15 protein-coding genes and 3 tRNA genes are annotated in these 20,893 nt (G+C 58.6%); 11 read left to right on the top strand and 7 right to left on the bottom strand.

What is annotated here, in order from left to right:
• Positions 1 to 198: 198 nt before the first annotated feature.
• Positions 199 to 996 (top strand): DgsA anti-repressor MtfA, encoded by a 798-nt coding sequence (gene mtfA / locus ACOTX1_RS02210; protein WP_003859539.1) that lies wholly within the window; start codon positions 199 to 201, stop codon positions 994 to 996.
• A 3-nt stretch (positions 997 to 999) separates the two neighbouring features.
• On the opposite strand, the gene ACOTX1_RS02205 is transcribed toward mtfA, so the two are convergent.
• Positions 1,000 to 2,199, bottom strand: coding sequence for an MFS transporter (locus ACOTX1_RS02205; RefSeq protein ID WP_023314429.1), 1,200 nt, complete (start codon positions 2,197 to 2,199; stop codon positions 1,000 to 1,002).
• Between the two features lie 138 nt (positions 2,200 to 2,337).
• On the opposite strand from ACOTX1_RS02205, the gene ACOTX1_RS02200 reads away from it, so the two are divergent.
• From ACOTX1_RS02200 to ACOTX1_RS02175, 6 genes are all read left to right on the top strand, one after another.
• Positions 2,338 to 4,080 carry an IucA/IucC family protein gene (locus tag ACOTX1_RS02200; RefSeq protein WP_023314430.1) on the top strand — a complete coding sequence of 581 codons (1,743 nt, stop codon included), beginning with the start codon at positions 2,338 to 2,340 and terminating at the stop codon, positions 4,078 to 4,080.
• Positions 4,080 to 5,027, top strand: coding sequence for a GNAT family N-acetyltransferase (locus ACOTX1_RS02195; protein WP_023314431.1), 948 nt, complete (start codon positions 4,080 to 4,082; stop codon positions 5,025 to 5,027). Before ACOTX1_RS02200 ends, ACOTX1_RS02195 begins: the two co-directional genes overlap by 1 nt.
• A complete protein-coding gene (gene iucC, locus ACOTX1_RS02190) occupies positions 5,024 to 6,766 on the top strand; it encodes an IucA/IucC family protein (RefSeq protein WP_023314432.1) in 1,743 nt (580 codons plus the stop codon). The genes ACOTX1_RS02195 and iucC overlap by 4 nt, the downstream gene beginning before the upstream one ends.
• Positions 6,763 to 8,088: a lysine N(6)-hydroxylase/L-ornithine N(5)-oxygenase family protein gene (locus ACOTX1_RS02185; protein WP_023314433.1), complete on the top strand. Its 1,326-nt coding sequence runs from the start codon at positions 6,763 to 6,765 to the stop codon at positions 8,086 to 8,088. Before iucC ends, ACOTX1_RS02185 begins: the two co-directional genes overlap by 4 nt.
• Positions 8,089 to 8,114: 26 nt before the next feature.
• A complete protein-coding gene (locus tag ACOTX1_RS02180; protein WP_421766817.1) occupies positions 8,115 to 10,304 on the top strand; it encodes a TonB-dependent siderophore receptor in 2,190 nt (729 codons plus the stop codon).
• 167 nt (positions 10,305 to 10,471) lie between these two features.
• Positions 10,472 to 10,547: transfer RNA gene (locus ACOTX1_RS02175), tRNA-Asn, on the top strand.
• Between the two features lie 99 nt (positions 10,548 to 10,646).
• Here the strand turns inward: ACOTX1_RS02175 and cbl are convergent.
• Together cbl and nac are read right to left on the bottom strand one after the other, a co-directional pair.
• Positions 10,647 to 11,597: an HTH-type transcriptional regulator Cbl gene (cbl, locus tag ACOTX1_RS02170; RefSeq protein WP_003859532.1), complete on the bottom strand. Its 951-nt coding sequence runs from the start codon at positions 11,595 to 11,597 to the stop codon at positions 10,647 to 10,649.
• Between the two features lie 96 nt (positions 11,598 to 11,693).
• Complete coding sequence (gene nac / locus ACOTX1_RS02165) at positions 11,694 to 12,611, bottom strand: nitrogen assimilation transcriptional regulator NAC (protein ID WP_003859531.1); 918 nt, start codon at positions 12,609 to 12,611, stop codon at positions 11,694 to 11,696.
• 320 nt (positions 12,612 to 12,931) lie between these two features.
• Between nac and ACOTX1_RS02160 the strand changes: the two genes are divergently transcribed.
• Positions 12,932 to 13,007, top strand: a tRNA-Asn gene (locus tag ACOTX1_RS02160).
• A gap of 142 nt (positions 13,008 to 13,149) precedes the next feature.
• Here ACOTX1_RS02160 and ACOTX1_RS02155 read toward each other — a convergent pair.
• Positions 13,150 to 13,452 carry a helix-turn-helix domain-containing protein gene (locus ACOTX1_RS02155; RefSeq protein WP_421766816.1) on the bottom strand — a complete coding sequence of 101 codons (303 nt, stop codon included), beginning with the start codon at positions 13,450 to 13,452 and terminating at the stop codon, positions 13,150 to 13,152.
• Between the two features lie 4 nt (positions 13,453 to 13,456).
• The gene (locus ACOTX1_RS02150; RefSeq protein ID WP_194303505.1) at positions 13,457 to 13,810 is read right to left on the bottom strand and encodes a type II toxin-antitoxin system RelE/ParE family toxin; all 354 of its coding nucleotides are present in this window, start codon (positions 13,808 to 13,810) and stop codon (positions 13,457 to 13,459) included.
• A 561-nt stretch (positions 13,811 to 14,371) separates the two neighbouring features.
• On the opposite strand from ACOTX1_RS02150, the gene shiA reads away from it, so the two are divergent.
• From shiA to ACOTX1_RS02135, 3 genes are all read left to right on the top strand, one after another.
• On the top strand, positions 14,372 to 15,676 hold the full coding sequence (gene shiA / locus ACOTX1_RS02145; protein ID WP_194303504.1) for a shikimate transporter: 1,305 nt from the start codon (positions 14,372 to 14,374) through the stop codon (positions 15,674 to 15,676).
• A 74-nt stretch (positions 15,677 to 15,750) separates the two neighbouring features.
• On the top strand, positions 15,751 to 17,205 hold the full coding sequence (locus ACOTX1_RS02140) for an AMP nucleosidase (protein WP_194303502.1): 1,455 nt from the start codon (positions 15,751 to 15,753) through the stop codon (positions 17,203 to 17,205).
• A gap of 15 nt (positions 17,206 to 17,220) precedes the next feature.
• Positions 17,221 to 18,996, top strand: a complete 1,776-nt coding sequence (locus ACOTX1_RS02135; protein ID WP_194303500.1) for an aminopeptidase P family protein — start codon at positions 17,221 to 17,223, stop codon at positions 18,994 to 18,996.
• A gap of 77 nt (positions 18,997 to 19,073) precedes the next feature.
• On the opposite strand, the gene ACOTX1_RS02130 is transcribed toward ACOTX1_RS02135, so the two are convergent.
• Together ACOTX1_RS02130 and ACOTX1_RS02125 are read right to left on the bottom strand one after the other, a co-directional pair.
• A tRNA-Asn gene (locus ACOTX1_RS02130) sits at positions 19,074 to 19,149 on the bottom strand.
• Between the two features lie 80 nt (positions 19,150 to 19,229).
• On the bottom strand, positions 19,230 to 20,705 hold the full coding sequence (locus ACOTX1_RS02125; RefSeq protein WP_194303498.1) for an EmmdR/YeeO family multidrug/toxin efflux MATE transporter: 1,476 nt from the start codon (positions 20,703 to 20,705) through the stop codon (positions 19,230 to 19,232).
• Positions 20,706 to 20,893 lie beyond the last annotated feature (188 nt).

Raw genomic sequence — 20,893 nt, 5'->3', positions numbered from 1 at the left:
AAAATGAAGGGGATACCCCTAAAGCGCTATCAACCTGACGGCACATAGTGATAGTTTATGCGGGCTGGATTCCTCTTAAACAGGCCGCCACTCTGCATGCAGCCGATGAGGAGTGTCATACTGCTTAACAGAGTATGTTGGCATGCTAACAGCCCCTGACCTTTCCATTTTGTTCACGTGCGAGTAACGAGCAAAGCGATGATTAAGTGGCCCTGGAAAACGAACGACGCTGGTCGAAATATGGCGCTCCCCTGGGATGAGGCTCTGGCGATCCCCGTGCTGGCGAATCTCTTGCCTGAAGAGCAATCAAAGCTGATTCAGCTGGCCGAGCGTTTTTTACAGCAAAAACGGCTGGTACCGCTACAGGGCTTCGAACTGGATCCGCTTAAAAATTCGCGCATCGCCCTGCTCTTCTGCTTGCCGGTGCTGGAGCTGGGTATCGAATGGCTGGATGGCTTCCACGAAGTGCTGATCTACCCGGCGCCGTTCATCGTCGATGATGAGTGGGAGGATGACATCGGGCTGGTGCACAACCAGCGTATGGTGCAGTCCGGGCAGAGCTGGCAGCAAGGGCCAATCATCCTCAACTGGCTGGATATTCAAGACTCGTTCGATGCCTCGGGCTTCAACCTGATCATTCACGAAGTGGCGCATAAGCTGGATACCCGTAACGGCGATCGCGCCAGCGGCGTGCCGCTGATCCCGCTGCGTGAAGTCGCGGGATGGGAGCACGACCTGCACGCGGCGATGGAAAACATTCAGGATGAGATCGACCTGGTGGGTGAAAGCGCGGCCAGCATTGATGCCTACGCCGCGACCGATCCCGCCGAGTGCTTTGCGGTGCTGTCCGAGTATTTCTTTAGCGCACCTGAGCTTTTTGCCCCGCGCTTCCCGGCGCTGTGGCAGCGTTTTTGCCAGTTTTATCAGCAGGATCCACTCCAGCGTCTGCGGCAAAGTGAGGACGCAGCCAGCACATCCTCTCATCCGTTCCACTAATGTTTAAGGGGTACGATCGGTCGATCGTACCCACACGCTCACCGCGAGAAACAGCAGTGCCAATCCCCATGCGGCAGTAATCAAAAACTGCTCACCGTAAAAGCGCGTCACCACGGGTACCAGCAGCGCGCTGGCCCCGTAGCCCAGCGTATGGCTGGTGGCGATCACCCCTGCGCCTTTGCCCGTCGTCAGCCGATCGTTGAGCAAAAGCTGGTATCCCGGCGTTGCCATGGCGGCCCCCAGCGAAGTGATGACAATGCCCACGTAGAACAGGGCTAAACTGGCGAGAGACATCAGCCCAAGACCCGCCACCATCAGCACTGCGGCAATTAAGAGTAAAACTCTCGGGATAAAATGCTGCGGGCGTACCACCAGAAACTGCGCCGCCAGGGTCGCCAGGGCGGCCAGACTTAGCAGCAGCGCGACATGATGGCTGATTTGCACGGCATCGCCATTGAATAACGGATGAAGATGCGGCGATAAGCCAAGCTGCATCAGGCTGACCAGCGCTGCCAGCAGCAGCGCCAGCACCAGGAAAGGCAGCATGGAGGCCTGTAACCGCGTCGACTGGTGCGCCACCGGCGGCAGCGGGGGATCGGCGGCTTCGCGCAGCACCAGCAGTAGCGCGATCAACGGCGCCAGCGCCATCAGCCAGAGCGGTGCGACCGGGCTGACGCCGAGCATCAGCGCGGCAAGAGGCGGTCCCAGCAGACGCCCGCAGCTCAGGCCAGAGCTTATCGTCGCCAGCGCCGCCATCCTTTTATCCAGCCCCGCGCGTTGAATGGCCCACGTCTGGGCCGCAGGCACCAGCCCTGATACCGTCAGGCCGTACAGCATGCGCGACAGAACCAGGCCCGCCATTCCCCAGAGGGCATTCAGCGCGCCGTTCGCCATCGCCCAGACTACCAGCGCCATCACGAGGAAGCTCGCCAGGTAGCCGCCCAGCGAGGCCAGCATAACGATCTTACAGCCGTGCCGCTCGCTCTGGCGTCCCCACCAGGGCGATGCGGGTAAAAAGAGCATCGAGCCGAACATCAACAGCCCGGCCCAGACGGAGAGCGACAATCCGGTCAGGGAGACCAGCTGCGGCAGCATGACCAGCAAACCGTTTTGTCCAATACCTAATAAACCGGCGCCCAGTGCCAGGGGCCAGTTAGCTTTGGGGGCCACAACGTCAGTGAGATTCTCGGTACGGGTGCGCATAAAATTGTGAAGATAATGTCAATAAATGTGTGGAAATTATGAAGTTTATGAAAACAAATATTGCAAAAATAGTTGCCACTGTAAACAGAATGAATATCATAACGAGAATTATTATCAGTCATGGAATGAGGTACAACTATGCGTACTCTGCTCCGCTCCGCCGGTACAGATGTTGCGGCCCAGTGTTTTTTGAACGCGCTGCTGCGCGAAACGAAGGACTGGCACTATCTTCCCGCAACCCGTGCGGATGAGTTATCACTGATTCATATCCCGCTCTCCCCAACCCAGGCCATTCGGGTTCCGGTACGCTATTTCTCCCCCACACAGCATCACCAGTATCTTTTCCCGGCAACGCTGATTCAGGCCGACAGCGACGGCGGTGACACGGTCACATTCCATCAACTGATTGATTTAATTATTGAAAAAGAGACGGTTAAAGGCGCTCTGGATGCCGATACGCTGGCTCGCTTTAAGCAGCGCGTCCTGGAAAGCCATACACACACCTGGCAGGCCATTGATTTACGCCACAACTGGGCAAACCTGCGCGATAAGCCGCTGACCTTTGCCGAAGCGGAACAGGCGCTGCTGGTCGGCCATGCTTTTCATCCTGCCCCAAAGTCGCACGAGCCGTTTAACGAGGCCGAGGCGCGTCGCTATCTGCCGGATTTCGCCTCCCGCTTCCCGCTGCGCTGGTTTGCGGTTGAGCATGAGCTGATTACCGGCGACAGCCTGAATGTCTCCCTGCGGGAACGTCTGCTGCGCTTTGCAGCGCAGAGCGCGCCGGCTCTTCTCGGTCACTTCACCGACACCTGCTGGCTGCTGCCGATGCACCCGTGGCAGGCCGACTATCTGCTGGAGCAGGACTGGTGCCAGCGTCTGGTAGAAAAAGGCGCCCTGCGCGATCTGGGCGAAGCCGGTGCGCCATGGCTACCCACCAGCTCTTCCCGCTCGCTGTACAGTGAAACCAACAGCGACATGATTAAATTCTCCCTGAGCGTGCGCCTGACCAACTCCGTGCGCACGCTGTCGGTGAAAGAGGTTAAGCGCGGCATGCGCCTGGCGCGGCTGGCGAAAACGGCACGCTGGCAGGAACTTCAGGCGCGCTACCCGACCATGCGTGTGATGCAGGAAGACGGCTGGGCGGGGCTGCGCGATGAGCACGGCGTCATTCAGGAAGAGAGCCTGATGGCCCTGCGCGTCAATCTGCTGTTCGATACCCCTGAAACGCAAACCAACGTGCTGGTGAGCCTGACCCAGGCCGCGCCGGACGGCGGCGACAGTCTGCTCGCCGCGGCGGTGCGTCGTCTGAGCCAGCGTCTGGACTTACCCCTCGCCCAGGCCGCGCGCTGCTGGCTGGATGCCTACTGCGACCGCGTATTGCTTCCGCTGTTCAGCGCCGAGGCGGACTACGGTCTGGTCCTGCTGGCGCACCAGCAAAATATCCTCGTTGAGATGCAGCAGGATTTCCCCGTTGGACTGATCTACCGTGACTGCCAGGGCAGCGCCTGGACCGAAGGGGCCGACGCGTGGCTGAATGAGGCAGGTGAAACCGAAGTTGAAAACCGCTTCGGTGAGAGCCAGCTGCTGCGCTACTTCCCTTATTACCTGCTGCTGAACTCTACCCTTGCCGTCACCGCCGCGCTCGCCGCTGCCGGTTTCGACAGCGAAGAGAACCTGATGTCCCGCGTGCGTGACGCGCTGGCCGAACTGCGCACGACGGCGAAGCAGACCCGCTGCCTTGATTATGTGCTCGACAGCCCGACCTGGAACTGTAAAGGCAACTTCTTCTGCTATCTGCACGATCGCAACGAAAACACCATCGTCGATCCGGCGGTGATCTATTTCGACTTCAGCAACCCGTTTTATAAGGAGAAGGCGTGATGGCAAACGCGAATATCGTCCATTCCGGCTACGGCTTTCGCTGCACGGTCACGGAACAAAACCTGCCGCTGACGCTGGGTCTCGACGGCAGCGCGGTGATGGAGCGGCTGATCGGGCTCCCGGACGGCTGGCTGGTGGACGCCCTCGACCAGCTGTTTGTTGCCGCGCCCGCCCTGACCGGCATTACCCTGCCGTGGGCAGCCTGGCAGGATGAACCTCAGGCGCAGGCGCTGTTTAGCCTCGTTCACGGAGATTATCTGGCGCGTGAAATTTTCTGGCAGCTGCCGCTGTGGCTGAAAGGCGAACGCCCGCAGGCGAGCGGCGGAATGCAGTTTGACGAAAGCCGTCAGCTGTACTTCCCGCTGCGCCCTCACCGCCCACAGGGCGAGGTGTATCGCCGTTACGATCCGCAGATTAAGCGCACCCTGAGCTTCCGCGTGGCGGACGTGGCGCTGGACGGCGAGCGTTTTACCCGCTGGATGAACACCCCACGCGTGAACGCTTTCTGGGAGATGGCCGGCCCGCAGGCCGAGCAGGAGAACTACCTGCGTCGCCAGCTCGACTCGACCTATTGCTATCCGGTGATCGGCTGCTTTGACGATCAGCCATTCGGCTATTTTGAACTCTACTGGGCGGCGGAAGACCGCATTGGCCGCCACTATCGCTGGCAGCCCTTTGACCGCGGGCTGCATATGCTGGTGGGCGAAGAGAACTGGCGCGGAGCGCAGTATATCCGCAGCTGGCTGCGCGGCCTGAGCCACTATCTGTATCTCGATGAACCGCGCACGGCGCGCATTGTGGCGGAACCGCGCTTCGACAACCAGCGTCTGTTCCGCCATCTGGCGTCCGCCGGTTTCGACACGGTGAAAGAGTTCGACTTCCCGCACAAACGCTCCCGTCTCATCATGAGCGAGCGTCATCGCTTCTTCCACGAGGTGGAACTGTGAACGCGCTCTGGCAGAAAGTGAACCGTGAGATGGTGGCGAAGATCCTCGCCGAACTGGAATATGAACGCACCCTGCGCGCCGAGCCGGTTTCGACGGACTACTGGCGCATCAGTATGGGCAACGCGTGCTGGCAGTTTCGCGCCACGCGTGGGATCTGGGGCTGGCTGCATATTGACCCTGATACCCTGACCACCACCAGCGGCGCGGCGGTCGAAGCGGAAAACGCGCTGCTGCAACTGGCCACCGTACTGGAGATGAGCGACGCGCAAACGGCGGAGCACATGGAAGATCTCTACGCCACGCTGCGGGGCGACATGCAGCTGTTGCAGGCGCGTGAAACGCTGGATGCCGATGCGCTGATCCACCTTGACCCGGACGAGCTACAGTGCCTGATGCGCGGTCACCCGAAGTTTATTTTCAATAAGGGACGCCGCGGCTGGGGGCTGGATGCCCTGCGCCTGTACGCGCCGGAATATCGCGGGCGTTTTCGCCTGCACTGGGTCGCCGTGCAGCGCGATCGTCTGGTCTGGAGCAGCGACGCCGATTGCGATATTAACGCCCTGCTCTCCAGCGCCATGGACGATGCCGAGCGCGAGCGGTTCGACGCCCGCTGGCAGGAGCTGGATCTGGATGATAGCTGGCTGCCGGTGCCGCTGCACCCGTGGCAGTGGCAGCAAAAAATTGCCATTCATTTCCTGGCGCAGCTCGCACGCGGTGAAATGGTGGAGCTGGGTGAGTTCGGCGATGAGTATCTGGCGCAGCAGTCCCTGCGCACGCTGACCAACGCCAGCCGTCGCGCGCCGTATGACATCAAGCTGCCGCTGACCATCTACAACACCTCCTGCTATCGCGGTATTCCGGGCAAGTATATTGCCGCCGGTCCGCTGGCCTCGCGCTGGCTACAGCAGCAGTTTGCCAGCGATGCCACGCTGATTCGCTCCGGGGCGCAGGTGCTTGGCGAACCCGCTGCCGGATATCTGTCGCATCCGGGTTATGCCGCATTGCCTGAGGCGCCGTACCGCTATCAGGAGATGCTGGGGGTGATCTGGCGCGAGAACCCATCCTGCTATTTACAGGATGGTGAACAGGCGGTGCTGATGGCGGCGCTGATGGAAACCGATAATCAGGGGCGCTCGCTGATTGACGCATGGATCAAACGCTCGGGGTTAACCGCTGACGCATGGCTGGAAAAGCTGTTTGAGGCGACGGTGATCCCCTTCTATCACCTGCTCTGTCGCTACGGGGTGGCGCTCATCGCCCACGGCCAGAACGTCACGCTGGTGATGAAAGATTACGTTCCGCAGCGCATTTTGCTGAAGGATTTCCAGGGCGATATGCGCCTGGTGGATGAAGATTTCCCGCAGGCGCAGAGCCTGCCGGAGCAGGTAAAAGCGGTGACGGCGCGCCTCAGCGCGGATTACATCATCCACGACCTGCAAACCGGCAACTTTGTCACGGTGCTGCGCTTTATATCCCGCCTCACCCTGCAATGCGGCGTGAATGAAACCCGCTTCTATCAGATCCTGGCGCTGGTGTTACATCGTTATATGGCCGCCCATCCGGATCTTGCGGCGCGCTTCGCGAAGTTCGACCTGTTTAAGCCGCAGATTATTCGCGTGATCCTCAACCCGGTCAAACTAACCTTCTCTGAACACGACGGCGGCAGCCGCATGCTGCCGAACTACGTCTGCGATCTTGATAACCCTCTTTTTCTGGTCTCCCGGGAGTCAGCGCAATGAAAACCTATGATTTCATCGGCATTGGTATCGGTCCGTTCAACCTCAGTATTGCCGCGCTGGCGGAGGGGCTGGACGGTTTTAGCTCGCTGTTTCTTGAACGCAAGCCGCACTTCTCCTGGCACCCGGGGATGATGGTGCCGGACTGCCATATGCAGACCAGCTTCCTGAAGGATCTGGTCAGCGCCGTAGAGCCAACCAACCGCCACAGCTTCCTGAACTACCTGGTACAGCGCAAAAAGTTCTACCGTTTCCTCACCACCGAGCAGCGCACCGTGTCGCGCGAGGAGTTTGCCGACTACCTGTGCTGGGCGGCGGATAACCTCACCAACCTGGCCTTCAGCCAGCAGGTACAGCAGGTCAGCTTTGATGAGCAAAACGGCCTGTTTGAGATCGTGACCCAGCGGGATCGCTTCCTGGCGCGGCACGTCTGCGTGGGGATTGGGAAGCAGATCAATCTGCCAGACTGCGTCACCGCGCAGGACGATACCTGCTTCCACGCCAGCGAAATGATGCTGCGCACGCCGGATTTAGCGGGCAAGCGCGTCACCGTCGTCGGCGGCGGCCAGAGCGGTGCGGATCTGTTCCTGAATATCTTCCGTGGGGAATGGGGCCAGCCGCTGAGCCTCAACTGGGTGTCGCGCCGCAACAACTACAACGCGCTGGATGAAGCCGCGTTTGCTAACGAGTATTTCACGCCAGAGTATGTGGACAGCTTCTCGACCCTCGGTGACGACGCCCGACGTCAGATGTTGCAGGAGCAGAAAATGACCTCCGACGGGATCACCACCGAGTCCCTGCTGGCGATTTACCGCGCCATGTACCACCGTTTCGAAGTGCTGCGTGAAAAACCCTGGGCGCACCTGATGCCGTCCCGCTCGGTGACGGCGCTGACGCGCCAGGAAACCGGACCTCGCCTCAGCATCCAGCATCACCTGGACGGCGGGCGCGAACAGCTTGAAAGCGACGTGGTGATTTTCGCCACCGGCTACCGCGCCGTGCAGCCTGCTTTTCTCGCCCCGCTCTCTTCCCGACTGCGTCTGGATGAGGATGAAGCCTTCTGCATCAACAACGATTTTACCCTTGAATGGGACGGCCCGCAGAGCAACCGCCTGTTTGCCGTGAATGCCGGGATGCACCGTCTCGGTATTGCCGAACCCCAGCTCAGCCTGATGGCCTGGCGCGCGGCGCGAATTTTGAATCGCGCTCACGATGACGAGCCGTTTGAGCTGGCAACCACCCCCGGCGTGATCCACTGGCGGAGCACCACCAGCCCGGAGAGCAGCCAGGTTATTAAATCATTAATAAAGACCACCGAGTACTGACACACACATTCAGGATCAACATAACAATGAAAAGTTCTCATCTTTGGGTTTTAAATCCGTGCTTGCTTACCATGCTTTCTACCTCTGCGTGGGCGGAAGAACAAAAGGAAGAAGATATTGTGGTCTCCGCCAGCCGGGCACATCGCAGCGTGGCAGAGATGGCGCAAACCACCTGGGTTATTGAGCGGGCGGAAATTGAGCAGCAGGTTCAGGGCGGGAAAGAGATTAAAGACGTTCTGGCCCAGCTGATCCCCGGCATGGACGTCAGCAGCCAGGGACGTACCAACTACGGCATGAACCTGCGCGGTCGCTCCATGATGGTGATGGTGGACGGCGTACGTCTGAACTCGTCCCGCAGCGACAGCCGCCAGCTCGACTCTATCGATCCGTTCAACATTGACCGCATCGAAGTGATCTCCGGCGCCACCTCGCTGTACGGCGGCGGCAGTACCGGCGGGCTGGTGAACATCGTCACCAAAAAAGGCCAGCCGGAGACCGAAGTGGAGTTCCAGACCGGGGCAAAAAGCGGGTTTAACAGCCATAACGACCATGATGAGAACGTCTCCGCAGCCGTGAGCGGCGGCAATGACAACGCCTCTGGTCGTCTGTCGGTCTCCTATCAGCGCTACGGCGGCTGGTATGACGGCAACGGCGACGAGGTGATTATCGATAACACCCAGACCGGCTTGCAGTATTCCGACCGTATCGACGTGATGGGGACAGGCACCATCAACATCGACGATCATCAGCAGCTCCAGTTAACCACGCAGTACTACAAGAGCGAATCTGACGGCAAGCACGGCCTGTTCCTTGGGGAGAATTTCGCTGCGGTCACGGGCGATGCCAAAGCCTATAACAAAGACAACCTGAACTCTGACCGTATCCCGGGCACAGAGCGTCACCTGATCAACCTGCAATACTCGAACACCGATTTCTGGGGTCAGGATCTGGTTGCGCAGATTTACTACCGTGACGAGAGCCTGACCTACTACCCGTTCCCGACGCTGAGCAAAGGCGCGGTGACCAGCATTGGCGCGTCCCAGCAGAAAACCGATTTTTACGGCGGCAAGCTGACGCTGAACAGCAAGCCGATGGACGACCTGACCCTCACCTGGGGCGTGGATGCCGACCATGAAACGTTCGATGCCAACCAGCAGTTCTTCGACTTAAGCAAAGCGGCGGCGAGCGGCGGCATGGAGCTGGACAATGCCTACAACGTGGGCCGTTATCCGGGTTACAGCATTACCAACCTCGCGCCGTTCCTGCAAGCCAGCTATGACATTGACGCCATCACCCTGAGCGGCGGCGTGCGTTATCAGTACACCGAAAACAAGGTGGACGATTTTGTCGGTTACGCCCAGCAGCAGGCAATCGCCACGGGCAAAGCCACCTCCGCTGACGCGGTGCCGGGCGGGAAAACCGACTACAACAACTTCCTGTTTAACGCCGGGATCCTTGGACGTCTGACCGAACAGCAACAGCTGTGGTTTAACTTCTCCCAGGGCTTCGAGATCCCGGACCTGGCGAAGTACTACGGCTCCGGCACCTATCAGCTGGTCGATGGTCACTATCGTCTGCAAAACAGCGTCAATGTGAACGACTCAACGCTGGACGGGATTAAGGTCAATGCTTACGAGCTCGGCTGGCGCTTCACCGGCGATAACCTGCGTACTCAGGTGGCGGCATACTACTCGCTCTCGGATAAAACCATCACCATCAACAAGAGCGACATGACCATCAACCTGGAGGACGACAAACGTCGTATCTATGGGGTTGAAGGCCAGGTGGATTATTTCTTCACCGACAGCGACTGGAGCACCGGGGCGAACTTTAACGCCATCAAGTCCGAAACGCGTGAAAACGGTAAATGGGAGAAGCTGACGGTCGACAGCGCCAGCCCGTCTAAAGCCAGCGCATGGGTCAACTGGGCGCCGGGCGACTGGACGCTACGCGTGCAGAGCACACAAACCTTTGACGTGTCTGACGCCGACGGTAAGAAGATTGATGGCTATAACACCGTTGATTTCCTGGGTAGCTACGCCCTGCCGGTGGGCAAAGTCAGCTTCAGCGTGGAGAACCTGCTGGACAAAGACTACACCACCGCCTGGGGCCAGCGCGCACCGGGGCTGTATAGCCCAACCTACGGCGCACCGGGTCTTTATACTTATAAAGGCCGTGGACGTACGTTTGGTCTGAACTACTCCGTTCTGTTCTGATCCTGCGCGCCGCCTGTCTGCGGGCGGCGCGATTTGCTGTGCAATTTGAAAGCAAATTTGCTATTAAATCATCGGTTTGCTGAAATTGTCGACAAACGAACAAAAACGGTGTTTTCCCCTTTGACAAGGCGCACGCAGGTCGATAATATGCGCCTCGTTCACACGATTCCTCTGTAGTTCAGTCGGTAGAACGGCGGACTGTTAATCCGTATGTCACTGGTTCGAGTCCAGTCAGAGGAGCCAAATTTGAAAAGCCTGCTTTTAAAGCAGGCTTTTTGCTTTTGTGGGTTCGGTAAGTTTGCCGGGTGGCGGCTGCGCCTTACCCGGCCTACTGATTAGCGACTAAATCTGATAATCAATCGCCACCTCTTCCGGCTCCATCACCTGGCGTTTGATCTCATCCACCGACAGCCCCGCGTTGCATAGCTCAATAAAACGCCACACGTAGTTACGCTGAAGCTGCCCGCGCTTTAGCCCCAGCCAGACGGTATTCGCATCGAACAGGTGACGCGTATCCAGACGCACCAGATTTCCGGCCTCATATTCTCCGCCAGACTGCTCGGCCACCAGGCCAATCCCCAGCCCTAACTCGACGTAGGTTTTGATCACGTCGGAATCCTGCGCGCTCAGCACCACGTCCGGCGTGAGCCCTTTACGCTTGAACGCTTCATCAATGCGCGAGCGCCCGGTAATGCCCTGCCGGTAGGTGATAAGCGGCCATTTGACGATCTCTTCCAGCGTCAACGGCGAAACCTGATTCAGCGGGTGATCGGCGGGTAACAGCAGGCTGTGGTGCCAGCGGAACCACGGGAACGCCACCAGCAGCGGGTCGTTGCTCAGCCGTTCACTGGCGATACCGATATCGGCCCCGCCGTTATGCAGCAGCACTTCGATTTCCTGCGGCGTGCCCTGGATCAGTTCGAGACGTACGTCCGGGAAGATCTCACGAAATGCTTTGATAACCGTCGGAAGACTGTAGCGCGCCTGTGTATGGGTGGTGGCGATAGTCAGCACACCGGAAGCGTCGTTGGTAAAGAGATCCGCCAGCCGGCGAACGTTGCTGGCCTCGTTGAGAATGCGCTCAGCGATGGTCAGCAATGCCTTGCCTGGCTCGGTCATACCCAGCAGGCGCTTGCCGCGACGGATAAAAATCTCAATGCCTAACTCCTCCTCCAGCTCGCGGATATGCCGGCTGACGCCCGACTGAGAGGTGTAAAGCATATTGGCGACTTCGGTCAGGTTGTAATCCCGCCTGGCCGCCTCACGAATAATTTTAAGTTGCTGGAAATTCACAATTCACTCCGGCGCATCTGACATAAGGCTATTGTTAGAGTCAGCCGGGCTGGAGAACAAATAATAAAAACCAGCATCTTATGCTTATTTGGAATATCAGCTGACCAGTTGCAGCTCGCGATTTTCCAGCGACGGCTTACTGACCAGAGACATCAGGATCTCTTTCACCGCCTGCGCCTGCGGTGACAGGGAGCCGCGCGCGGACATATTTAACGACAGCGGTAAGCTCATGGATGGCGTGGTGATACGCGCCATCCAGCCGTTTGCCGCGCTGCACAGTGAACGTGCGGCAGACTCGGGCAGAACCGTTACACCCATGCCGCTGGCAATGGCGGCAGTCAGCGTGGAGATGGAGTCGATCTCGCCGATGATCTTCGCCGTCAGACGGCGCAGCGAAAACGCTTCGTCAACGCGCACGCGCACGGCACTGTAGTCGCGCGGCAGAAACAGGTTCATCTCTGCCACAGCGGTTAAATCAATGCTCTGGCCAGGGCAATCACGGGTACCGACCAGATAAAGATCTTCCTTCAGCAGCGGCTGGCTGGTGATCCCGGCAACCGGGGAGCGATCGTACAGCACCGCCATATCCAGCTGACCGTTGAGCAGTTTGTCATTGAGCACGGAACCACTGTTCTCATGCAGATAAACCAGCACTTCCGGTAGCTCTGCTCGCACCGCCTGAAGCAGCGGCATGGTTACCGACGATGCGGCCGTTCCCGGCGCCAGCCCGATAGAGACATGGCCACTCAGGGTCTGACCCACATTGTGCACGGCCAGCTGCGCTTGTTCACACTGACGCAGGATCGTGCGGGCATGGGTATATAAAATTTTTCCCGCTTCGGTAGGCGTTACGCCGCGCTTGGTGCGGATCAACAGTTGCTGGTCCATTTCGCCTTCCAGAGTCGCGACCTGCTGGCTCAGCGCAGGCTGCGCGATATGCAGCACTTCAGCCGCCTGGGTCAGGCTGCCGATATCGACGATTTTTACGAAGTATTTCAGTCGTCTTAAGTTCATGTTGCCCCCTGTTCGAAAATAGCGTGCCGGTAACGGCTGTGTTGTTAAACAGGTTTTGCAATATAGATGCCAGTTTTTTGCAGCGGGTGTATGTCTCTGCTAAGCGGCTGAAAATAAGGAAAGCCAATCACTGATGCCTGTTTTGAGACGGGGACAACGGTTTCCGATCTGCCCCATTCGGGGTATATCTGCACAATAATGGTGCATTCCGTTGGCAAAAACGTCACTTTGCTGGTTTTGTCAGCAAACAGTCTGAAGTGGGCGATACATCCTTTGACAAGGCGTACGGAGGTCGATAATATGCGCCCCGTTCACACGATTCCTCTGTAGTTCAGTCGGTAGAACGGCGGACTGTTAATCCGTATGTCACTGGTTCGAGTCCAGTCAGAGGAGCCAAATTCAAAAAAGCCCGCTTTTTAGCGGGCTTTTTGCTTTTCTGCGTTTACCAGGCGCGAAGCGCATTCCCGATACGTATCTGCTTTTCCTGTACATCCGGCGTTTGGGCCATTTATGCCGATGACGCGATCATCCCCCTGATTTACAGCACAAACCCGTAGTGAGATCCGTCCGGAAGTTCAATATCCAGGCGTAGCTTGCCGCCTGTCGCCTCAACGTAGCGTTTGAGCGTGGAAAGCTTCAGGTCGCGGCCCGGTTTTTCCATTACTGCAACGGTAGGCTGTTTGATACCCAGCGCCTGCGCCATTTCAACCTGCGTTTTCTGTACTTTTTCCCGCAGTTCGGCAAGGTGAATGTTGAGCAGGATCTCCGTCGCCACCCTCTGTGCTTCGGCTACGACTTCAGGTTTTTCAGCCGCAATAAGCTGTTCCAGCGTTCTGCCCATCGCGTTACTCCTTCTTTTTTAATGTGTTCAGCCAGTGCGTCAATTCCCGCTCTGCGATCGGGAGCATCTCATCGTAAAAACGTTTCTCATTGCCAACCTTATTTCCGGCACAAAGCACAATGCCAGTACGGGTCGGGTCGAAAGCGAAAAACGCCCGTATGGCATCGCCCCGGCTCTGAATACGCAGCTCTTTCATGTTGCTGTAGCGAGAGCCTTTGAGCGTATCGGCATAAGGTCTGGACAAACCCGGCCCTTTTTCCCGCAGAACTAACAGTGCAGCCAGCACGCTTGCCCGTTCGGTATCATTGAGCGAGGTAAACCAGCGATCAAACAGATCCGTTGTTTTAATCGTCCACACGGGATCTCCTCATCAATATAGGTAAAAGACTATATAGGTGTAAAGCTATAAAAGTGATTATGAAGAGATAAAATGAGGGGGTCATGTGTCGTGACTGCAAAGCTGAAAGTACATTCAGATATTTCAGAGGATGGCATGCAAGGCATTCACCCTTTTACGACCTGTACCGTAAACCCGCTCAGGCAGTAAGGCAGTGTGGAGAGTGAACTTAGCTGCAGCGCAGTGCGATGCTTTCAGCTGTATTGTTGGAAGCAGAAACAATCAGCCAGAAATCGGGGCGGTGTTGCTGGTTATGAAGCCTAAGGGCTGCTCGTTTATTGTTCTTAGCGCAGAAAAGCTGATGTGAATATGACTGGCAGGTATTTGACATTGTTCCGCTGAGCTTACAAGAAATGCCGCATCCGATTTGTCGGTCATTGCGCGTTTTCCGCTCCATCCGCAAATAAATCGTTTCCTCCTGTCGCCTGTCGCGGTAGTCTCATTGCCTGCGTCGTTAAGACCCGCGCAGTGTGAGTAACCTTTCAATATTCTAATAACTAAAAAACTAAAGACAGGACAACTATGGACTCCACTCTCTCATCCGATCGCCTGGCCGAGGAGACCCTTTCGCTTAACCGTGCCCGCCGCGCTGCCCTGGGCAGCTTCGCGGGCGCCGTCGTCGACTGGTATGATTTTCTGCTGTATGGCATTACCGCCGCGCTGGTGTTTAATCGCGAATTTTTCCCGCAGATCGGCCCGGCTATGGGCACGCTGGCGGCATTCGCGACCTTTGGCGTCGGCTTTCTCTTTCGTCCGCTCGGCGGGGTGATCTTCGGTCATTTCGGGGACCGGCTGGGCCGCAAGCGCATGCTGATGCTCACCGTCTGGATGATGGGTATCGCCACGGCGCTCATTGGCCTTCTCCCCTCCTTTGCCGCTATCGGCTGGTGGGCGCCCGTGTTGCTGGTAACGCTGCGCGCCGTTCAGGGCTTCGCGGTGGGCGGCGAATGGGGCGGCGCAGCGCTGCTCTCCGTTGAAAGCGCGCCAAAGCATAAAAAAGCGTTCTACAGCAGCGGCGTCCAGGTGGGCTACGGGGTGGGGCTGTTACTCTCCACCGGGCTGGTCTCGCTTATCAGCGTCTATACCACGGATGAGCAGTTTCTGAGCTGGGGATGGCGGATCCCCTTCCTGTTCAGCATCGTGCTGGTGCTGGCCGCCTTGTGGGTGCGCAACGGCATGGAAGAGTCGCAAGAGTTCGAGCAGCAGAACAAGCCCGCAGCAAAACGGTCGCTTCCGGTGGTGGAAGCGCTGGTGAAACATCCCGCCGCCTTCGGGAAAATCATCGCCCTGCGCCTGTGTGAACTGCTGACGATGTATATCGTCACTGCCTTCGCGCTTAACTACTCCACCCAGAATCTCGGCCTTCCGCGTGAGCTTTTTCTGAATATTGGTCTGCTGGTGGGCGGACTGAGCTGCCTGACCATCCCCTGCTTCGCCTGGCTTGCGGATCGGTATGGCCGTCGGCGTGTTTATATTACCGGGGCGCTTATCGGCACCCTGAGCGCCTGGCCCTTCTTTCTGGCACTGGAGGCGCAGTCGCTGTTCTGGATTGTCTTTTTCGCCATTATGCTCGCCAACGTCGCCCATGACATGGTGGTCTGCGTGCAACAGCCAATGTTCACCAGCATGTTCGGCGCCAGCTACCGTTACAGCGGCGCCGGGGTCGGTTACCAGGTGGCGAGCGTGGTGGGCGGCGGCTTTACGCCGTTTATCGCCGCGGCGCTGGTCACTTTCTCCGGCGGCGACTGGCACAGCGTGGCACTCTACCTGCTGGTCGGCTGTCTTATCTCCGCCGCGACGGCGCTGCTGATGAAGGAGACGCCCTGAACTCTGACTTTTGTTTCACAAACGTGTGACATACTATCGGGTAAGCCGCACACCTGTGGAACAAGGAGACAGAGATGATTAACAAGGGCTCCGGCCTGACCCCGACTCAGGCGCTGGATAAACTGGAAGCGTTATATGAGCAGTCGGTCAACGCGTTACGCGACGCGATTGGCCGTTACATTGAGGAAGGTACGCTTCCCGAACAAGAGGCCAGAAACAACGGCCTCTTTGTCTATCCCTCCCTCTCGGTCACCTGGGACGGCAGCACCACCAATCCGCCCAAAACCCGCGCCTGGGCCCGCTTCACCCATCCCGGCTGTTTTTCCACCACTATCACCCGTCCGTCGCTCTTTCGTGCCTACCTTGAAGAGCAGCTGACCCTGCTCTACCGGGATTACGGCGCGCATATTGCGGTAGAACCGTCCCGGCATGAGATCCCCTATCCCTACGTGATTGACGGCTCGGCTCTGACCCTGGACCGCTCGATGAGCGCGGGGCTGACGCGCCACTTCCCGACTACGGAGCTGTCGCAGATTGGCGATGAGACCGCCGACGGGATCTACCACCCGGCAGAGTTCGCCCCGCTGTCGCATTTTGACGCCCGCCGCGTCGATTTCTCTCTCGCGCGCCTGCGTCACTACACCGGCACTCCCGCAGAGCATTTCCAGCCCTTCGTGCTGTTTACCAACTATACCCGCTACGTGGATGAGTTTGTGCGCTGGGGATGCAGCCAGATCCTCGACCCGGACAGCCCCTACATTGCCCTCTCCTGCGCGGGCGGGATCTGGATCACTGCCGAAACCGAAGCGCCGGAAGAGGCCATTTCCGATCTGGCGTGGAAAAAACATCAGATGCCCGCCTGGCATCTCATCACCGCCGACGGTCAGGGCATTACCCTTATCAACATCGGCGTTGGCCCGTCAAATGCCAAAACCATCTGCGATCACCTGGCGGTATTGCGCCCGGACGTCTGGCTGATGATCGGCCATTGCGGCGGGCTGCGTGAAAGCCAGCTGATTGGCGACTATGTGCTGGCCCACGCCTACCTGCGCGACGACCACGTGCTGGATGCGGTGCTGCCGCCGGATATTCCTATTCCAAGCATCGCGGAGGTGCAACGCGCCCTCTACGACGCCACCAAAGAGGTGAGCGCTATGCCTGGGGAAGAGGTAAAACAGCGCCTGCGCACCGGCACCGTGGTTACCACTGACGATCGTAACTGGGAGCTGCGCTACTCCGCCTCCGCCCTGCGCTTTAACCTGAGCCGCGCGGTGGCGATCGATATGGAGAGCGCCACCATCGCCGCCCAGGGCTACCGTTTTCGCGTCCCTTACGGCACGCTGCTCTGCGTCTCCGACAAACCGCTGCATGGCGAGATCAAGCTGCCGGGGCAGGCAAATCGCTTCTACGAGGGGGCGATTTCCGAACATTTACAGATCGGCATCCGCGCTATCGATCTTCTGCGGGCGGAAGGCGATCGGCTCCATTCGCGCAAGCTGCGCACCTTTAACGAACCGCCGTTCCGCTAACTAAAAGGCCACCCTATGCAAACCACTTCAGCTTTATCCTCGCTGCGCCGCTGGTTACAGGAAAACCGCCTGGACGGAATGATCGTCCCGCGCGCCGATCCGTGGCAGAGCGAGAACAGCGCGCCGCATGATGACAAGCTCGCCTGGCTGACCGGCTTTGACGGCTCCGCCGGGCTGGCGCTGGTATTACCCGATCGCGCCCTGCTGTTTGTGGACGGACGCTACCAGGTGCAGGCGCGCCTGCAGGTTAATACCGATGCGTTTGAGATCCACCATCTGCATAACGAGCCGCTGGCGCAGTGGTTGCAGGAGAACGTGGCTGCGGGCAGCCGAATCGCCTTCGAGCCGCTGCTGATGACCAACGCGGAATATGCGCTGCTGGCCGCCACGCCGTGCCAGCTAACCCCGCTTAAGGCCTCGCCCTTTGATACCCTCTGGCACGATCGCCCGGCGGCGCCCGCAGGAGAAATCCGCGAGATGACGCTGGCGGTGAGCGGGGAAAGCAGCGCGGAGAAGCGCCAGCGGGTGGCGCAGCGGCTGGCCGAGGCCGGCGTGGATTATCTGGCGATTACCCTGCCGGATAATATCGCCTGGCTGCTGAACGTTCGCGGAACCGACGTGCCGATGAATCCGGTTCCGCTCTCGTTTGCGCTCCTCAGCCGCAGCGGGGAGGTGGAATGGTTTGTAGCCCAGGCGAAGCTGCGAACGTTGCCCGCCAGCGTGCTGGAGGGGGTCACCGTCTCCCCACAGGAGGCGTTTGTTGATCGCTGCCGCGAACTCAGCGCCGGAAGGCGCGTCTGGCTGGATGAAAACGCCGCCCCGGTGGCGCTGCGCTTTGCTATCGAGCCGCAGGGCGAAATTCTCTGGCAGGCGGATCCCATCACCTTTATGAAGGCGATCAAAAACCCGGTGGAGCTGGCGGGATATCGGGAGTGTCACCTGGCGGATGGGGCAGCGTGGGTGAACTTCCTGGCCTGGCTGTCGCGGGAGGTTCCCCAGCGGGAGGCTGACGGCAATCCCCTTACCGAGCTGGAGGCAGAGGACCGCCAGCTGGCGTTTCGCCAGCAGCAGGCGGGCTTTATTGAGCCAGGTTTTTCTACAATCTCCGCGGCAGGCAGTAATGCGGCGATGTGTCACTACCACTCCAGCGAGGCGACCAGCCTGCCGCTGAACCGCGACCAGTTTTATCTGAACGATTCCGGCGGCCAGTACCAGAACGGGACTACCGACGCCACGCGCACGCTTGCCTGGGGCAAAGTGACCCCGCAGCAGCGCCTGCACTACACTGCTGTGCTAAAGGGGTTTTTAGCGCTGATTGGATTGCAGTTTCCTTCCGGCACCCATGGCCACCAGCTGGATGCATTTGCGCGTCAGCCGCTGTGGGCGCTGGGGCTGGATTATGACCACGGCACCGGCCACGGCGTGGGGCATCAGCTGTTGATCCATGAAAATCCGCAGCGTATCGCCAAAAAGGTCAATCCATGGCCGCTTGTGGCGGGCAGCATTATGACCATTGAGCCGGGCTATTATCAGGAGGGAAGCCACGGCATCCGCATTGAGAACCAGGTGGAGATTGTCGACAGCGCGCCGGGCTTTTGTCGGTTCGCCTCCCTGACGCTGATCCCCATCGACCTCAACCAGGTGGAATTAAACCTGCTGAGCGATCGGGAGAAACAGTGGCTGGATGAGTATCACCAGCGGGTGCGGGAAGCGCTGTCGCCGCGAGTGGAGAGCGATGCGCGACCATGGCTCTTTGCCGCCACCGCCCCGATACGGGTTCAGGGCAGTTAAGATTTGCGCCGGGCGGCTGAGGCGGCGGGAAACGCAGAAAAGCAAAAAGCCCGCTAAAAAGCGGGCTTTTTTGAATTTGGCTCCTCTGACTGGACTCGAACCAGTGACATACGGATTAACAGTCCGCCGTTCTACCGACTGAACTACAGAGGAATCGTGTGAACGGGGCGCATATTATCGATGGCACTCCCCGTTGTCAAAGGTTGAATGCGCAAAACCGATCGTTTGCCGATTTATTCTCCACCTTGCGCATTTGGCAGCCGTTCTGCCGGGGCCGCTGACGCCAGCGCGGGTTTAACCCGCGGATATTTCCACAGCCAGCGGCCGCTGACCATCCGCCAGTAGAAGAGCACGCCACGCACCGCCCAGTCGAGGAACATCCCCAGCCAGACGCCGACTACGCCCCAGCCGAGCACAATCCCCAGCGTATAACCGGCTACCACGCGACAGCCCCACATCCCCAGCATCGAGACCCACATGGCGAAACGGGCGTCGCGCGCCCCTTTCAGCCCGGCGGGCAGCACCCACGACGCCGCCCAGATGGGCATAAAGGCGGCGTTGAGCCAGATGAGGATTTTCACCACCTCTTTTACATCCTCTTCATGGGTGTAAAACGAGGCCATTAGCCCGGCAAACGGCGCCGTTCCCCAGGCGATAAGGGTCAGCCCGATGGTGGAGAGCCAGAAGACGTGGCGCAGCTGGCGCTCCGCCTGGCCTATCTGCCCTTTTCCCAGCCGTTTGCCGGTGATGATAGTGGAAGCCGACCCGAGGGCGTTACCCGGCAGGTTGATGAGCGAGGCAATGGAAAAGGCGATAAAGTTACCGGCGATAACGTCGGTGCCCATACCGGCCACAAACATCTGGGTGAGCAGTTTACCGCCGTTGAACAGTACCGACTCAATGCTGGCAGGAACCCCGATGCCCATCACCTCCCAGATAATGGCGAAGTTAAGTGGACGGAAATAGCTTCTGAGGGTGATGCGCAGCTCCGGCTTAAAGCCCACCATCAGCACCACTACGATTGCCGCCGCGCCGATGTAGCGGGAGATGGTCAGCCCGAGGCCCGCGCCGATAAAGCCCAGCCCATCCCAGGAGAAAATGCCGTAGATGAGCACGGTGCTGATCATGATATTGAGGATATTCATGCCGCCGTTGATCATCAGCGGAATTTTGGTGTTCCCTGCCCCGCGCATCGCCCCGCTGCCAATCAGCGCGATGGCCGCCGCCGGATAGCTGAGAACGGTAGTCTCAAGATAGGTCAGCGCCAGCGCTTTGACCTCCGGGGTCGCTTCCCCGGCGATAAAGTCGATAATCTCCTGACCAAAATAGTGAACCACTCCCGCCAGGATGATGGAAAAGAGGGTCATGATCATCAGCGACTGGCGTGCCGCCTCGCGCGCCCGCTTCGGATCGAGCTTACCCAGGCTGAAGGCGACCACCACCGTGGTCCCCAGGTCGATGGCGGCGAAGAAGGACATCACCACCATGTTAAAGCTGTCAGCAAGCCCCACGCCGGCCATCGCCTCTTTACCCAGCCAGCTTACCAGGAAGGTACTTAACACCCCCATCAGCAGAACGCAGGTATTTTCCAGAAAAATGGGGATCGCAAGCGGGGTGATTTCACGCCAGAAAAGCACACGATAACTTTTGCGTTTGGCATACCAGGGCGTGCGTGCGACGGCCCGGTGTAAAGCGGCAGTGACGTTCAAAATGGACCTTAGGGATAAAGTTGAAACTTCATTTCAAATGATGGGGCAGAAACCCATATCCTGCAAAGTATTTCCTTAAAAAAATTGTTGGGAATTACAACAAACTGCCGACAGAATCGGCAGTTGAACAAAAGTACGTAAGATGGGGTTTGACAAAACTTTTTTCGCCGCTAAGATTAGCCTCCACA

The organism is Enterobacter cloacae complex sp. IR5401, assembly GCF_049238425.1.
Lineage (GTDB): Bacteria > Pseudomonadota > Gammaproteobacteria > Enterobacterales > Enterobacteriaceae > Enterobacter > Enterobacter hormaechei_C.
The sequence above is the reverse complement of the archived record's forward strand: the minus strand, read 5'-3'. Positions and strand labels throughout refer to the sequence as shown.

What these genes read in the sequence shown, in the direction of transcription:
- mtfA (WP_003859539.1), top strand. Translation starts at nt 199, where the DNA reads ATGATTAAGTGGCCCTGGAAAACGAACGACGCTGGTCGAAATATGGCG.
- ACOTX1_RS02205 (WP_023314429.1), bottom strand. Translation starts at nt 2,199, where the DNA reads ATGCGCACCCGTACCGAGAATCTCACTGACGTTGTGGCCCCCAAAGCT.
- ACOTX1_RS02200 (WP_023314430.1), top strand. Translation starts at nt 2,338, where the DNA reads ATGCGTACTCTGCTCCGCTCCGCCGGTACAGATGTTGCGGCCCAGTGT.
- ACOTX1_RS02195 (WP_023314431.1), top strand. Translation starts at nt 4,080, where the DNA reads ATGGCAAACGCGAATATCGTCCATTCCGGCTACGGCTTTCGCTGCACG.
- ACOTX1_RS02185 (WP_023314433.1), top strand. Translation starts at nt 6,763, where the DNA reads ATGAAAACCTATGATTTCATCGGCATTGGTATCGGTCCGTTCAACCTC.
- ACOTX1_RS02180 (WP_421766817.1), top strand. Translation starts at nt 8,115, where the DNA reads ATGAAAAGTTCTCATCTTTGGGTTTTAAATCCGTGCTTGCTTACCATG.
- nac (WP_003859531.1), bottom strand. Translation starts at nt 12,611, where the DNA reads ATGAACTTAAGACGACTGAAATACTTCGTAAAAATCGTCGATATCGGC.
- ACOTX1_RS02155 (WP_421766816.1), bottom strand. Translation starts at nt 13,452, where the DNA reads ATGGGCAGAACGCTGGAACAGCTTATTGCGGCTGAAAAACCTGAAGTC.
- shiA (WP_194303504.1), top strand. Translation starts at nt 14,372, where the DNA reads ATGGACTCCACTCTCTCATCCGATCGCCTGGCCGAGGAGACCCTTTCG.
- ACOTX1_RS02140 (WP_194303502.1), top strand. Translation starts at nt 15,751, where the DNA reads ATGATTAACAAGGGCTCCGGCCTGACCCCGACTCAGGCGCTGGATAAA.
- ACOTX1_RS02135 (WP_194303500.1), top strand. Translation starts at nt 17,221, where the DNA reads ATGCAAACCACTTCAGCTTTATCCTCGCTGCGCCGCTGGTTACAGGAA.